Annotated in this window: 14 protein-coding genes; 7 read left to right on the plus strand and 7 right to left on the minus strand. The window is 65.0% G+C overall.

Going from position 1 to position 14,030, the window contains the following annotated elements:
• Positions 1 to 29: 29 nt before the first annotated feature.
• Complete coding sequence (locus U5768_RS00395; protein ID WP_322028403.1) at positions 30 to 1,451, plus strand: aldehyde dehydrogenase family protein; 1,422 nt, start codon at positions 30 to 32, stop codon at positions 1,449 to 1,451.
• A gap of 29 nt (positions 1,452 to 1,480) precedes the next feature.
• On the opposite strand, the gene U5768_RS00400 is transcribed toward U5768_RS00395, so the two are convergent.
• Together U5768_RS00400 and bla are read right to left on the minus strand one after the other, a co-directional pair.
• Positions 1,481 to 3,214: a methyl-accepting chemotaxis protein gene (locus tag U5768_RS00400; RefSeq protein WP_322028404.1), complete on the minus strand. Its 1,734-nt coding sequence runs from the start codon at positions 3,212 to 3,214 to the stop codon at positions 1,481 to 1,483.
• 133 nt (positions 3,215 to 3,347) lie between these two features.
• On the minus strand, positions 3,348 to 4,247 hold the full coding sequence (gene bla / locus U5768_RS00405) for a class A beta-lactamase (RefSeq protein WP_415913836.1): 900 nt from the start codon (positions 4,245 to 4,247) through the stop codon (positions 3,348 to 3,350).
• 121 nt (positions 4,248 to 4,368) lie between these two features.
• Here bla and U5768_RS00410 point away from each other — a divergent pair, with 121 nt between their 5' ends.
• Positions 4,369 to 5,247 carry a LysR family transcriptional regulator gene (locus U5768_RS00410; protein ID WP_322028406.1) on the plus strand — a complete coding sequence of 293 codons (879 nt, stop codon included), beginning with the start codon at positions 4,369 to 4,371 and terminating at the stop codon, positions 5,245 to 5,247.
• 8 nt (positions 5,248 to 5,255) lie between these two features.
• On the opposite strand, the gene U5768_RS00415 is transcribed toward U5768_RS00410, so the two are convergent.
• Positions 5,256 to 5,753: a DUF523 domain-containing protein gene (locus tag U5768_RS00415; RefSeq protein WP_322028407.1), complete on the minus strand. Its 498-nt coding sequence runs from the start codon at positions 5,751 to 5,753 to the stop codon at positions 5,256 to 5,258.
• A gap of 310 nt (positions 5,754 to 6,063) precedes the next feature.
• Between U5768_RS00415 and U5768_RS00420 the strand changes: the two genes are divergently transcribed.
• Entirely contained in the window at positions 6,064 to 6,288 is a 225-nt protein-coding gene (locus U5768_RS00420; RefSeq protein WP_322028408.1) for a hypothetical protein, read from the plus strand.
• 246 nt (positions 6,289 to 6,534) lie between these two features.
• On the plus strand, positions 6,535 to 7,086 hold the full coding sequence (locus tag U5768_RS00425) for a cysteine hydrolase family protein (RefSeq protein ID WP_322028409.1): 552 nt from the start codon (positions 6,535 to 6,537) through the stop codon (positions 7,084 to 7,086).
• Between the two features lie 7 nt (positions 7,087 to 7,093).
• On the opposite strand, the gene U5768_RS00430 is transcribed toward U5768_RS00425, so the two are convergent.
• The 3 genes from U5768_RS00430 to U5768_RS00440 all read right to left on the minus strand — a co-directional run bounded on the left by U5768_RS00430 (position 7,094) and on the right by U5768_RS00440 (position 9,607).
• A complete protein-coding gene (locus U5768_RS00430) occupies positions 7,094 to 7,861 on the minus strand; it encodes a M48 family metalloprotease (RefSeq protein WP_322028410.1) in 768 nt (255 codons plus the stop codon).
• Positions 7,862 to 8,111: 250 nt separating this feature from the next.
• The gene (locus U5768_RS00435; RefSeq protein ID WP_322028411.1) at positions 8,112 to 8,546 is read right to left on the minus strand and encodes a PRC-barrel domain-containing protein; all 435 of its coding nucleotides are present in this window, start codon (positions 8,544 to 8,546) and stop codon (positions 8,112 to 8,114) included.
• 155 nt (positions 8,547 to 8,701) lie between these two features.
• A complete protein-coding gene (locus U5768_RS00440) occupies positions 8,702 to 9,607 on the minus strand; it encodes a LysR family transcriptional regulator (RefSeq protein WP_322028412.1) in 906 nt (301 codons plus the stop codon).
• A 101-nt stretch (positions 9,608 to 9,708) separates the two neighbouring features.
• On the opposite strand from U5768_RS00440, the gene U5768_RS00445 reads away from it, so the two are divergent.
• Entirely contained in the window at positions 9,709 to 10,698 is a 990-nt protein-coding gene (locus U5768_RS00445; RefSeq protein WP_322028413.1) for a zinc-dependent alcohol dehydrogenase family protein, read from the plus strand.
• A 24-nt stretch (positions 10,699 to 10,722) separates the two neighbouring features.
• Here U5768_RS00445 and U5768_RS00450 read toward each other — a convergent pair whose 3' ends face one another.
• The gene (locus U5768_RS00450; protein ID WP_322028414.1) at positions 10,723 to 11,148 is read right to left on the minus strand and encodes a Fur family transcriptional regulator; all 426 of its coding nucleotides are present in this window, start codon (positions 11,146 to 11,148) and stop codon (positions 10,723 to 10,725) included.
• Positions 11,149 to 11,285: 137 nt separating this feature from the next.
• Here U5768_RS00450 and U5768_RS00455 point away from each other — a divergent pair, with 137 nt between their 5' ends.
• Both U5768_RS00455 and U5768_RS00460 read left to right on the plus strand, forming a co-directional pair.
• A complete protein-coding gene (locus tag U5768_RS00455) occupies positions 11,286 to 12,491 on the plus strand; it encodes a polysaccharide pyruvyl transferase family protein (protein ID WP_322028415.1) in 1,206 nt (401 codons plus the stop codon).
• A gap of 378 nt (positions 12,492 to 12,869) precedes the next feature.
• The gene (locus U5768_RS00460) at positions 12,870 to 14,018 is read left to right on the plus strand and encodes a branched-chain amino acid ABC transporter substrate-binding protein (protein ID WP_322028416.1); all 1,149 of its coding nucleotides are present in this window, start codon (positions 12,870 to 12,872) and stop codon (positions 14,016 to 14,018) included.
• The last annotated feature ends 12 nt before the right edge of the window (positions 14,019 to 14,030 follow it).

A 14,030-nucleotide genomic window follows, 5' to 3' on the forward strand; every position in this document is an offset into this window, starting at 1 on the left:
CCCATCGACTCACGTTTTCGGGAGCAACCATGCAAATCATCGACACGATCTATATCGACGGCGCATTCGTCACGCCGCACGGCGAGGAATATTTCGACCTCTTCAACCCCGCAACCGAGGCCGTGATTGGCCGGGTGCGCCTCGCAGACGCGGCGGACGCGGACGCGGCTATCGCCGCCGCAAAACGCGCCTTCCCGGCGTTTTCGCGCACCACGAAGGCGCAGCGCATCGAGATGCTCATGGCGCTGCACGAGGCCGTCGTCGCGCGCGAAGACGCGCTCTTCGAAGCGATCGTGCAAGAGTACGGCGCGCCGGTCTCGCGCGGGCGCTGGATGGCGCAGCACGCCTCGAACGTGCTGCGCGACGCCGCGAAGACGCTGGAAAATTACGCGTTCACGCGCCGCGCGGGAACGGCGGAGGTGACCATGCAGCCGCTTGGCGTCGCCGGTCTGATTACGCCCTGGAACAGCGACGCGGGCTTCATCTGCGGCAAGCTCGCGGCCGCGCTCGCGGCGGGCTGCACGGCGGTCGTCAAGCCAAGCGAGATGAGCGCGATCCAGACGCGCATCGTGACCGAGGCGCTGCATTCGGCGGGCCTGCCCGGGGGCCTCTTCAACATCGTCACGGGGCGCGGCGACACCGTGGGCGCGCGCATCGCGGAGCATCCCGACGTCGCCAAGATTTCGTTCACGGGCTCGACCGCCGTTGGCAAAACGATCCTGCGTACAGCGGCGGAAACGCTCAAGCGCGTGACGCTCGAACTGGGCGGCAAGTCGCCGGTCATCGTGCTCGACGATGCGAATTTCGAGGAAGCCGTGCCGCTCGCGCTGCAGGCCGGATTCATGAACAGCGGGCAGGCGTGCATTGCGGGCACGCGCATTCTGGTGCCGCAGTCGCGTCTCGCGCAGTTCGAAGCGAGCGTCGAGCAAGCCGTGGCGCAGATCCATGCGGGCGATCCGCGCGACACGCGCACGAGCGTCGGCCCGATGGTGAGCCAGAAGCAATGGGAGCGCGTGCAGCGGTATATCCGCATCGGCATCGACGAAGGCGCGCGCCTCATTGCGGGCGGCGCGGGGCGGCCCGAGGGTATGGAGTCCGGCTGGTTCGTGCGGCCCACCGTGTTCAGCGGCGTGACGAACGACATGACGATTGCCCGCGAGGAGATTTTCGGGCCGGTGCTTTCGATCATCGCGTATCGCGACACCGAACACGCGATCGAGATCGCCAACGACACGCCCTACGGCCTGCAAGCCTACGTGCTCTCGCCCGACATCGACCGCGCGCGCCACGTAGCCGCGCAGATCGAAGCGGGCCGCGTGCTCGTCAATACGCTCGCGCACGAGCCCGCTGCGCCGTTCGGCGGCTTCAAGCAATCGGGCATCGGGCGCGAGTACGGCACCTTTGGAATCGAGGCGTTTTTAGAGCCGAAGTCCACGCTCGGCGTGTTTTGATACACGCGCGCTTCGGCTCGTCTACCTGATCAAAAGGTCTGCCACTCGGCGTCGGACGTCGCCGTTACGCTCTCGCGGCGATCCGCCTTCGAAGCGCTCGCAGCGGGGGCACGCACGGGCGCGGGCCTCGACGCTGCAGGACGCCTGACCGTTGCGCTCGCAACGATATTGGCCGTCGGCGCGAAGCCAGCCGTTGTGGCACGCCCTGCCGCGCCGATGTTGAACACCGAAACCAGTTCGCGCAGCGCCGTGGCCTGCGAGGACATCGACTGCGCCGCCGCCGACGCTTCTTCCACGAGCGCCGCATTCTGCTGCGTGACTTCGTCCATCTGCGTCACGGCCTGGTTGACCTGCTCGATGCCCGTGCGCTGCTCGCCCGATGCCGCCGAAATCTCGTTCATGAGGTCGGCAACGCGCTTGACCGATTGCACGATTTCGCCCATCGTGCGGCCCGCGTCGTCCACGAGCGCCGTGCCGTTGTTGACGCGCTCGACCGACACGCTGATGAGTTCCTTGATTTCGCGCGCCGCCGTCGCGCTGCGCTGCGCGAGCGTGCGCACTTCGCCCGCCACGACCGCGAAGCCGCGACCCTGTTCGCCGGCGCGCGCCGCTTCCACGGCCGCGTTGAGCGCGAGAATATTCGTCTGGAACGCAATGCCTTCGATCACCGAGATGATCTGCGCGACCTGTTCGGAGCTGTTCGCGATGTCGCGCATCGTATCGACCACGCGGCCCACCACTTCGCCGCCGCGCGTGGCGGTTTGCGAAGCCTGGCCGGCGAGCGTGTTGCCCTGCGTGGCGTTGTCGGCGTTCTGCTTGACCGTCGCCGTGAGTTCTTCCATGCTCGCCGCCGTTTCTTCGAGCGATGCGGCCTGTTCCTCGGTGCGCTGGCTGAGGTCGGTATTGCCCGCCGCGATTTGCGCGGACGCCGTCGCAATGCCTTCGCTGCCCGTGCGCACGCGGCCCACGAGATCGACGAGCCGCTCGTTCATGTGACGCAGCGCGCCGAGCAACTGGGCGGCCTCGTCGCTGCCGTCCACATCGATGCGCGCGGTCAGGTCGCCCCGCGCCACGGTTTCGGCTACGTCCACGGCGCGAGCGATCGGGCCCGTGATCGAACGCGTGATGAAAAGTGCAATCGTCGCGCCGAAACCAATCGCGATCACGATGAGCGCGATGGTCCAGGCGAATGCACTGTGATACGCCGCCTTCGCTGCGGCGACTTCGGCGGCCGAACCATTGTGATTGAGCGTCACGTCCTGGTTGATCAGGTCCATCATGGTCTGGAACGACTTCGCCGAGGCAGTCGAAACCGCGGCGCGCGCATCGGCCGATCCGCCGTCGGCGGACGTGACGAGGGCTTCGATCTTCTTGTCGTCGTCCTGATACTGCGACCATGCAGCGCCGATCGAATCGGCGACGCGGCGCTCTTCGGCTGAGGAGACCAGCTTCGAATAGCTGTCGAACATCGTGTCGAACTGGCTGATCATCTGCGCGTGCTGATCGTGCAGGGCGCCTTTCTCGGTGGCGTCGCTGGAGATCAGCATGCGCAGCGACGTGCGCCGCACGTCCTGCGCTTCATTGCGCATGTTGCCGAGCGCCTCGACGCTGGGCAGCCAGTTCGTGCCGATTTCCTGCGTGCCGTCGAAAATGCGCGACGCCTGAAGAAGCCCGATGCCGCCCACTGCGCCGAGCAGGAGCAACACAATGGCAAAGCCCGCGCCGAGACGCGGGCCAATTTTGATTCGGGTAAGGAATGACATGGGGACACCGTAATGAGAGGTCCCCTTTATTGACGACCGCGACGCCAAAAAATTGAGTCAATGTTGCAAATATAACAACGCGTAAGGAAAGCGCGCAGCGGTCGGTTTCCTCATACGATTTCCTCCCGCATGATCAGGATAACTTATCAATTCCATGAACCGTGTTCGCCACCCAAACTCCGACCTGGGCGATCGCCGCATCGCGCTGCGCGGAACTGGCGTGCGTCGCGCCCGTGAGATACGTGGTGACGAGGATCGGCGCGCGCCCGGCGGGCCAGACAATTGCCACGTCGTTGGCCGTGCCCTGATCGCCCGTGCCGGTCTTGTCGCCCACGCGCCAGTCTTTCGGCAAGCCTGCGCGCAAACGCGCGTCGCCGGTCTTGTTGGCCATGAGCCACGCAATGAGCTGCTCGCGCGAGCCCGCGGAAAGACGCTCGCCCAGCAGCAATTCGCGCAGGTTCGCGACCATGGCGGCGGGCGTGGTCGTATCGCGCGGGTCGCCGGGTATCGCTTCGTTGAGCGTGGTCTCGTTGCGGTCGAGGCGCGTGACCGGGTCGCCGATGCTGCGCGCGAAAGCCGTAATCGCGGGCGGCCCGCCAATGCTCTCCAGCAGCAGATTGGCCGCCGTGTTGTCGCTACGCGTGAGCGCGGCTTCGCATAGTTCGGCCACCGTCATGCCCGCGCCGCCCGCACGCGGTCCGCTCACCGGCGAATACGACACCACTTGCGCGTGCGAATACACGACTTTGCGCGCGAGGTCTTCCTGGCCATGATCCTTGCGCGTCAACACGGCCCCCGCGAGCAATACCTTGAACGTGCTGCACATGGGAAAGCGCTCGTTCAGCCGCCAGCCGCGCACGTCGCCGTTGGCCGTATCGAGCATCGCCACGCCGAGCCGACCGCCCACCTGCGCTTCGATGGCGGCGAGCCGCTTCTCCGGCGCGCCCGTTTGCGCCTCGGCAGAAGCCGTGGCCGCCGTCGCGCCAAACGCCTGAGATGCAACCCCAGCTATTGCACCGCCCAATACCGTCATCGTGAATCTACGTCGAGTGATCATGGCCTCTCCCTGAAGAGCCGCCACTATCGCGTGTTCTCCGGGAAGTGACAAACGATGATAAATTGCGCGCTGCCCCAAAAAAACTTATGCCTTCACCATGCGACCGTATCTGCCCCTCAATGCCTTGCGCGCCTTCGAATCGTCGGCGCGGCACCTGAGCTTCACGCGCGCGGCGAGCGAATTGAACGTCACCCAGGCCGCCGTGAGCCAGCAGGTCCGCATGCTCGAGGAGCGGCTTGGCGCGACGCTGTTCAAGCGCCTGCCGCGCGGTCTCGCGATCACCGACGAAGGTCTCGCGCTGCGCCCCGTGCTCACGGATGCATTCGACCGCATCGAAGCCGTGTTGCGTCAGTTCGAGGGCGGCCACTTTCACGAAGTGCTGACTGTGGGCGCCGTGGGGACTTTCGCCGTGGGATGGCTCATGCCGCGCCTCAAATCGTTTCACGACGCGCATCCGTTCGTCGAACTGCGCATCATGACGAACAACAATCTCGTCGATCTCGCGGGCGAAGGGCTCGACTTCGCCATTCGCTTCGGCGACGGCACCTGGCCCGGTTCGCGCGCCGCGAAGCTGTTCGACGCGCCGCTTGCCGCGCTCTGCACGCCCGATATCGCGCAACGTCTGCATAGCGCCGCCGATCTCGCCAACGAAAAGCTGCTGCGCTCATACCGCGCCGACGACTGGGCGCTCTGGTTCAAAGCCGCCGGGCTCGCGCCGCGCCCGGTGCGCGGCCCGGTATTCGATTCGTCGCGGCTCATGGTGGAAGCGGCGATGCAAGGCGCGGGCATCGCGCTCGCGCCGGTTTCGATGTTCGAACGCGATCTCGCGGCGGCCAGGCTCGTGCGGCCGTTCGATATCGAGGTGCAGGCGGGCAGTTACTGGCTCACGTCGCAGAAGGGCAAAACGGCGACGCCCGCCATGCGCGCGTTCAACCAATGGATCGTGAAGGAAGCGGGCAGCGGCGAGCGCGCGTGAATACCGCGTTACGCGGCGGTTTGCACAAGCCGCGCGTGAAGCGCATCGATTTCCGTTTCCGCGAAAACCTCGATGCCATGCTGGCGCAGCAACGCGGCCGTCACGCCTGCGCCCGCGTGTTTGTGGCCCGTAAAACTGCCGTCGTAGATGGCGCGGCTGCCGCATGAAGGACTGCCGTCCACGAGCAATGCGAAGCGGCAATCGTGCGCGAGCGCGAGTTCGAGCGCCAACTGCGCGCCGCGCACGAACGGCGCGGTGACGTCTTCGCCGCGCGCATCGATCACGCGGGCAGCCCCCGCCAGCACAGCGGCGCCCGAGGCGGCGTGCGCGATCTCCGCGGGCGGCCGCGGCACGCCGAATCCGCCAGCCACTTCAGGGCAAACCGGTACGAGGCGCTCCTCACGTTGCCATTGCGCGATCAATGCATGCGCGACGGTTTTCGCCGAGCCGTTGTAGCGAACCGGTCGGCCCAGCAGGCAAGCGCTAACGAGTATTCGAGGGACCATGGGGCTGCGTTCAGATTGCGCGAATCCTTACCATTTTACGCGCCGAAGCGGGAAGGATCGCAGCGTCATCGTCCGCCTCGCGCTTTCATATCGTGCAATGCGCGCCCGGCGTGTGCAAAGCGCGTTTTCACGACGCGGGCCAGCAATTGCACATGGAAGGACCCCTTCTCTTATCGTGAAAGACAGCGCGCAAGCCATTGAATAACAAGCACATTTAAGCATCGCAACGCGACGCGGAGGCCGTCTTTCCCTGCGATAGACTGAAACCAACGACGCTTCTTATCCGCTTGTTATTCAATGGAGACGCATCATGGACGTGTATATCGAGCCGTTACCGAGGGGCCAATGGGGGCCGATCGATGGCTACGCACTGGAATTCGCAGACGGCAGCAAGTTCGCCGACAACATCTTTCGCTCGGAGCATCTCGCGATCAGCGAAATCGTCCTGCGAGGCTACAAACCGCTGCTGGCCCTGGTCCGCATCACGGACAAGGAAGCCAACGCGCACTGGAAGCGCCCCGAGACTTCGCGTTGATGCCGCCGTTGACGCCGCCGTTGACGCCGCCGTTGACGCCGCCGTTGACGCATCAAGCCGCTTCCTGCATGATCGTCCTCATGAACGCGCACATGCTCACCACGACGACTACCACGACCGCTTCCGGCGGGTCGTGAGTTCGGTGCGCGCACAGTAGATTTCGTATCGATTCACAAGGCCCCGCCAGCAATGGACGGGGCCTTGTCGTTTCTCCGTGCGTTGCGGGCACACAACCGGAGAAACCTCATGCCCACCCTCGCTCGCGCCCTTCTCGTCATCGATATGCAGGAAGGGCTGTTCAACGGCGCTTTCCATGGCAACCCCGCACCGTTCGACGGGCAGCGCGTGCTCGCCAACATCACGGGGTTGATCGCGAAAGCCCGCCAGGCACGCGCGCCGGTGTTCGCGGCGCGACACGTCGGGCCGCCGGGCTCGCCCATCGAGCCCGGCAGCCCGCTCACGCAATTGCTGCCGGCGCTCGCCATCGACGCGGACGTCGACAGCGTGTTCGACAAGCGCCGCCCGAACTGCTTTACCGGCACCGATCTCGCCCAACGGCTGGCGCGCGCCAATGTGGGCGAAATCGTGATCGTGGGCATGAAAACGGAGTACTGCGTCGACTCGACCTGCCGCGCCGCGGGCGACCTGGGCTTCAAGGCGCTGCTCGTTGAGGACGCTCACACGACCATGGATACGCCCGTGCTCAGCGCCGCGTCGATTATCGAGCACCATAACCGCACCCTGAGCGGCCCCTTCGTCAAACTCGTCAGGACTGCAGATTGTTCGTTCGAGTGCTGAGAGAGGGTCAGCCTTCGTTCTTGATCCGCTTTTCGATGTGTGCGGCGCGGCTGGGCGACGATGGGTGCGAACTCATCATGGAGCTCTGCCCGCCGTCGATCGTGGCCAGCTTCTGGAACGCCGTGACGAGGCCCTGCTGGCTCATACCCTTCTTCTTGAGCAGGTCGAAGGAATAGTCGTCCGCTGCGCTTTCCTGCGACTGCGAGAACTGCGCGTTGATGAACTTCTCCGTGAGGTCGCCGACCTGCGACGTGCTCAGCGCCGTGACCGCCGAACTACCCGCGGCGCCCGCCGCCGTTCGCGCGGCGCTCACCGTATACGCGGCCTGCATGGCCTTCTTCGTGTGGCCGAGCGCCACGTGGCCCATTTCGTGGCCGATCACGCCGCGCAATTCGTCGTCGTTCATCATGTCCATCAGGCCGCTGTAGACGCGCACGCAGCCATTGCCCATCGCCCAGGCGTTGACGTCTTTCGTCATGTAGACCTTGTAGTTGACCTTTTGGCCATTGAGCGTCATGTCGCCGAATCCGCTCATCACCCGCGCAAGACGCTTTGCGTATTCGCTGCCCGGCGCGGCGACCTTCTCGCCCGCGTCGCTCGATTTGCAGGCCTCGTTCGACAGCGTGACGATATCGCTGTCGGAAAGCGACGCCGCCTTGAAAAGGCTCGTGCCGGCCGACATCGCCGCGTTGGGATCGACGCTTTGCAAGCCGCTGCACGCCGCCGCCAACACCACGACAAGACCGCAAGCGATGCTGGTTTTGATCGGTGTCATTCTCGTTTTTCCTGGAATCGTTTTTGGAGCCGATAAATTTAGCATCACAAAATTTCGCGATAGGACGCACGCCGGATTAGCTTGCCGCGACACGATCCAGATCATCTTTCGGGCGCCTTACACGACAGAACCGGCTGCTTGCCGTGAGAAAAGCCATCGCGCAAAAAGCAGTCGGGCCATGCGGCCACTCAAGGTGTTCGCATGGCCCGACGGAGTACAGCGGGTTCGGCTAACTGAGGCCTGCTGCGGCTTACTGCTTTTCGACCTTCTTCGGCTTCGGCGGCGATTCGACCTTCGCATACTGGAACGCAGGCGTGGCCTTCAGCGCTTCCTTGGTCGCGCCGGGCAGATAGAGATTGCCCTGGCGCACGTCGAGCGATGCGATGGGCACCGCGACGTCGTGCGAACCGACGCCGAGGAAACCGCCCGCCGACACGATCGCCGCGGAAACCGAACCGTCCGGCGCCACGATCAGGTCGCGCACGGTGCCGATCTTCACGTTGTCGTCGTTATAAACGGGCTTGCCGAGCACGCTCTTTTTCACGCTCCAGCCTTCGAGCAGCGCCTGCGACTGTTCGACGGAAACGCTCAAGGGCTGCGCGCCCGCGATCTGGGCGTTCGCGCCGGCGCTTGCCGCCACGGCGCTGAATGCGGCCAAGGCCAACATCGTCTTGCGGAAAAGCATGTTGTTTCGCTCCTGTATTCCGGTTATTTCGCCGCGCAAGTCGTTGCGGGTCACTGCGAGACTGCAGGCGGAGTGTCATGTTAGCCGGTATGGCGCGGCCCTGCGCTCAAGGTGCTTGTGCGCGGTCGTGCGCGCTTGTGCTTACTCGCGCGCGCTCACTCCATCATTTCCGGCAGCGCCCGCGCCAGTTCTTCCATGGCCAGCCGCACCCGCATCGGCACGTGAGGCGTGCGCAGCCAGATCGCGTAGGCGTCGTAGGGAAAACCTCGTTGCACCGGCAACAATTCCACCAGCGCGCCCTCGCGAACGCGCTCCCGCACGAGCCAGAACGGCAGCCAGCCGAGCCCTTCTCCGGCCGCCACGGCGTCGGCGATGGCGGCGAGATCGTCCAGCCGAAAGCGGTGAGGCGGCGTGATCTCCACAGGCGGTTCGCCCTCGGTTTCGCCGGCAAAGCGCCACGGCGGCACGCGGCCCGAGCGGCGATACATGATCGCCTCATGCCGCGCGAGATCGTCGAGCGTTTCGGGGCGTCCATGCGCCGCGAGCCAGGCAGGCGACGCGCACACCGTCATGCGCTGCCGCGCCACCCGGCGCGCGACGAGGTCGGCGCTGTCTTCCAGCGCTCCCGTGCGGATCGCGAGGTCGTAGCCGTCGTCGGCCAGATCGACGAATCGGTCGTTCATCGACAGGTCGAGTTCGATGCCCGGATAGCGGCGCGCGAAACCCATGAGCACGGGCATCGCGCAGTGCCGCCCGAAATGCACGGGCATGGTAATGCGCAAGCGTCCGCGCGGCTCGCCTAGCTGGTCGGCGGCGAGCGCGTCGGCGGCGTCGGCTTCCGCGAGGATCAGCTTGCAGCGCTCGTAGTAAGCGCGGCCGAACGCCGTCACGCTCTGGCGCCGCGTGGTGCGGTTGATGAGCCGCACGGCAAGGCGCGTTTCGAGCCATTGCACATGTTTGCCGACCATCGGCGCGGAAAGGTCGAGCGCCTGCGCGGCCGCCGCGAACGACCCCAGATCCACGGCTTTCACGAAGACCTGCATGCTGTTCAAGCGGTCCATATTCGGAACGATCCGTTACGAGTGTCGATGACAGTTCGCAATTTATCGCCGATTTCCGCCCCGGTACAGTGGATTCGTTCCAATCGTTCAGGAGTCAGCATATGACACGCGTCATTCGGTTTCATCGGCCCGGGGGCCCGGAAGTGCTGCGTATCGAGGAGGTCGAGCTTGCGCCGCCCGGCCCCGGCGAGATCGCGATACGGGTCAAGGCGCTCGGGCTCAATCGCGCGGAAGCGCTCATGCGCGCGGGCGCGTATATCGAAACGCCGCCATTGCCTTCGGGAATCGGGCTGGAGGCGGCCGGCGTGGTCGAAAGCGTGGGCGAAGGCGTGACGGCGCTCGCGCCGGGCGACGCGGTGAGCCTCATTCCGCCGATCTCGATGGCGCGCTGGCCCGTGCACGGCGAACGCGTGAATTTCCCCGCGTCATATGTCGTGCGGCATCCCTCGTCGCTGGGTTGGGAACAGGCCGCGGCGCTCTGGATGGCGTATCTCACCGCTTACGGCGCGCTCGTGGAGATCGCGGGGCTTCGGCGCGGCGAGGTCGCGGTCGTCACGGCGGCATCGAGCAGCGTGGGATTGGCTGCGATCCAGATAGCGAACCGCATCGGCGCCACACCCGTCGCCATGACGCGAACTTCCGCCAAGCGGCGCGCCTTGCTCGACGCGGGCGCGGCGCACGTGATCGCCACGGGCGAAGAAGACGTGAGCGCGCGGCTCGCGGACATCACCGCGAACGCAGGCGCGCGCGTCGTGTTCGACGCCGTGGGCGGCTCGCTGGTCGAACCGCTCACGGCATCGATGGCGCGCGGCGGGCTGCTGATCGAATACGGCGGCCTGAGCCGCGAACCTACGCCCTTTCCGTTGCCCCAGGTGTTGAGTAAAACGCTGACGTTACGCGGCTACCTCGTACACGAGGTAGTTGGCAATCCTGACTGGTTGGCGCGGGCCAAAGCCTTCATTCTGCAAGGCGTGGAAGCGGGCGCGCTGCGGCCCGAAATCGCCAGGACGTTTGCCTTCGAGCAGATCGTCGAGGCGCACCGCTATCTGGAATCGAACGAGCAGTTCGGAAAGATCGTCGTCATGCTCTGAACGTTGCGCCGCTCGCGCGCCGCTTCACGATGAAGCGGCGGCGCACTCCGCGCAGATCCCGAAAACGACGAGGTTCGAATGCGTATAGCGAAAGTGTTTCGTCTCCGCGATGGCGGCGTGCTGCTTCGGCAGCAAGGGCTCGTCGATGTCGACCACGGTCTTGCAGCGCTCGCACACCAGATGCGCGTGCGGCACGCCACGCCCGCGCTCGTACACCACGCGCGTTTCGCCTACCCAGGTGCTGTCGAGCAAGGACGATTCCATTAGTTGTGAGAGCGCGCGATACACGCTCGCGAGGCTGCATTGCTCCACGTCCTGTGCAATGCGCCGAAACACCTGGTCGGCAGTCAGATGCTCGTGCGGCGCGTCATGAAACACCTTCAGCACGGCCACGCGGCTGGACGTCGGGCGCAGGCGCGCGCTCTTCAGTTCGGAGTAGACCGTTCTCATAGATGGAAACACGTCGGCAACGCCGACAGTTTCTCCGAGCAATGCTTAAGGCTTCCTTATGCCAGTATGGGGCCAGCAACTTTGCTCGCGCTTTATACTGCATTGCCGTATAGAGGAAACCACGTCGCGAGGCCCGCATGTCTCCCACGCCCACCGTGATTTTTGGCGCGTTCGACCGCCACAATTTCGGCGATCTGCTGATCGCGCAGGTGGTGGCGCGCATGCTGCCTGGCCGCGATCGGCTGTTCGCGGGGCTCGCCGCGCGCGCACCGCACGGCGACAGCGGACCGGAGACCGTCGCGCTCCCGCGCATCGCCGCGTTCGCGCGCGGCCGCGCCGTGAACGTGATCCACGCGGGCGGCGAACTGCTGACCTGCAATGCGTGGGAAGCCGCCGTGATGCTCGCGCCGCCGCAATGCGTGCGGGCGCTCATTGCCGCGGAGGCCGAATGGCTGCGCGGCGCTCGCGCGTGGGCGCAACAGCATGTGGGCGTGGCTTCGCTCGCGCCGTACGTGCTTTCGAAGGCCGCGTTGCCCGGCGTGCGCGTGAAGCATCTCGCGTTCAACGCGGTAGGCGGCGTCGATCTCGACGCGCGCGCTGCGCAGTTGGGCGCCGACGTGCTCGCCGCGCTGCAATCCGCGGACACGATAAGCGTGCGCGAACGTCAGACTCAGGCGCTGCTCGCGCAACGGGGCATCGAAGCGCGCCTGATACCGGACCCCGCCGCGATGACCGCGGTATTGTTCGGTGCGACGATACGCCGGCACGCCGCAAACTTCGCGCTGCGCGAAGTTTTTCATGCGTTCCCGCGCGGCTACGCAGCGGTGCAGTTCAGCGCCGACTTCGGCGACGATACGACGCTCGATACGCTGGCCGTCCAGCTCGAACGCGTGGCGCGGGTGCATGAACTGGGCATCGCGTTGTTTCGCGCGGGCGCCGCTCCCTGGCACGACGACCTGGGGGTGTACGAAAGGCTCGCGGCGCGACTGCACGCGGCCCGCGTTCGCGTCTTCGCCTCGCTGAATGTGTGGGACATCTGCGCGCTGATCGCAGCAAGCCGTGTTTATTGCGGCAGCAGCCTGCACGGCCGCATCGTGGCGATGGCTTATGCGCTGCCCCGCATCAACATCAGTCGTCCTGATCATGCCTGTGGGGAAAGCAAACACGCGGCTTATGTGCAGACATGGGAAGCAGCCGGTCTCGCCGGTGTCGTGCATGTGGAGAATCTGGCCGATTCGGTTGCCCACACACTGATGGCCGATCGCGCGCGCCTGCGCGAAACCGCGTCTGCGCTCGCGCGGCGGTATCGAATGGAATTTGAAAGCGCGATGGGGAAACCTTAGCGAAGCCGACGCGCGCAGAACGATTACATTTCTATTACACCCGCGTTCGCACCGGCAGGCGTATTTGTCCCGATTGTCTCGATTTATCCGCTGTGCAGAAATGCGCATGGAAACCGTCGCGAATGGTCAAGACGAAGCGATATTGGCTTCCTAATATTGGCTTCCTATAGTCGCTTTCAGCGTTTCGCTCCGGCGCTTTCCATGCGGAGCGGTCGATCCATAACCGCCTGGCTGGAGGAGCCCAACACGCAGTCGACGCGAACAAAAGAGTCGTGAACCGGCCGCCGTTGCGACCGCACAAAAGCGGGAATAGCAGGCGAGTCCCGCCGGTATGCACGCCACAGCAGTGAACCCATGCTTGCCGACAAAGGAAACAACATGCGTTTTGCGAAGACTCTTACCCCTATCGCAGTGGCCGTTGGAGCACTTCTCACTGTTGCACCGCTGGCCTCGCACGCGGACACCGTCGTCAAAATCGGCTTTGCGGCGCCGCTCACCGGCCCGAACGCCAATTACGGCAAAGACCTGGAAAACGGCGTCAAAATGGCACTCGACGACGCCAAGGCGCAAGGCGTCAAGATCAACGGCCAGCCCGTCTCGTTCGAACTCGTCGCCGAAGACGATCAGGCCGACCCGCGCGTGGGCGTGCAAGTCGCGCAAAAGCTCGTGGACGAAGGCGTTTCGGTCGTCGTCGGCCACTTCAACTCGGGCACGACCATTCCCGCTTCCGAACTGTACGAAAAGGCCGGCCTGCCCGACATCGATCCGGCCGCCACGAACCCGGTCATCAGCGGCCGCGGCTACAAGAATATCTTCATGGTGATCTCGAGCGACGCGCAAAACGCGGGCACGGCGGGCGCCTATGCGGTCACGACGACGAAGGCCAAACGCATCGCCGTGATCGACGACCGCACGGCCTTCGGCCAGGGCGAGGCCGACGAGTTCGTGAAGGCCGTGAAAGCGCATGGCGGCGACATCATCGACCGCGAGTACACGACGAATCAGGCGACGGACTTCAAGACGCAGCTCACCAACATCAAGAGCAAGAACCCCGACCTGATTTTCGTGGGCGCGCTCAATCCGCAGGCGGCCGGCATCATGAAGCAGATGGCCCAGCTCGGCATCAAGGCGCAGTACGTAGGCGGCGGCGGCGTGAAGGACGTGGACTTCATCAAGCTCGCGGGCGACGTGTCCGAAGGCGCGATGGCGTGGGAATACGGGCGTCCGCTCGACAGCACGCCGGTCGGTTCGAAGTTCGCCGACCGCTTCAAGCAGAAGTACGGTGTGGACGTGCTCTCCTACGCGCCGTTCGGCTACGACGCGGCGTGGGCCGCCATCAAGGCGATGCAGGCCGCCAATTCGACGAAGCCCGACGACTATCGCGCGAAGCTGCAAAGCATCAGCTTCGACGGCATTACCGGCCATATCGAGTTCAACGCGAACGGCTCGCTCAAGAACGGGTCGTCGACGGTGTATCAGGTGAAGAACGGCCAGTGGGTGACGGTCAAGACGGTTAGCGGTCTTTGATCGCTCGTGCGG

This window comes from Paraburkholderia sp. J76 (assembly GCF_905220295.1).
Lineage (GTDB): Bacteria > Pseudomonadota > Gammaproteobacteria > Burkholderiales > Burkholderiaceae > Paraburkholderia.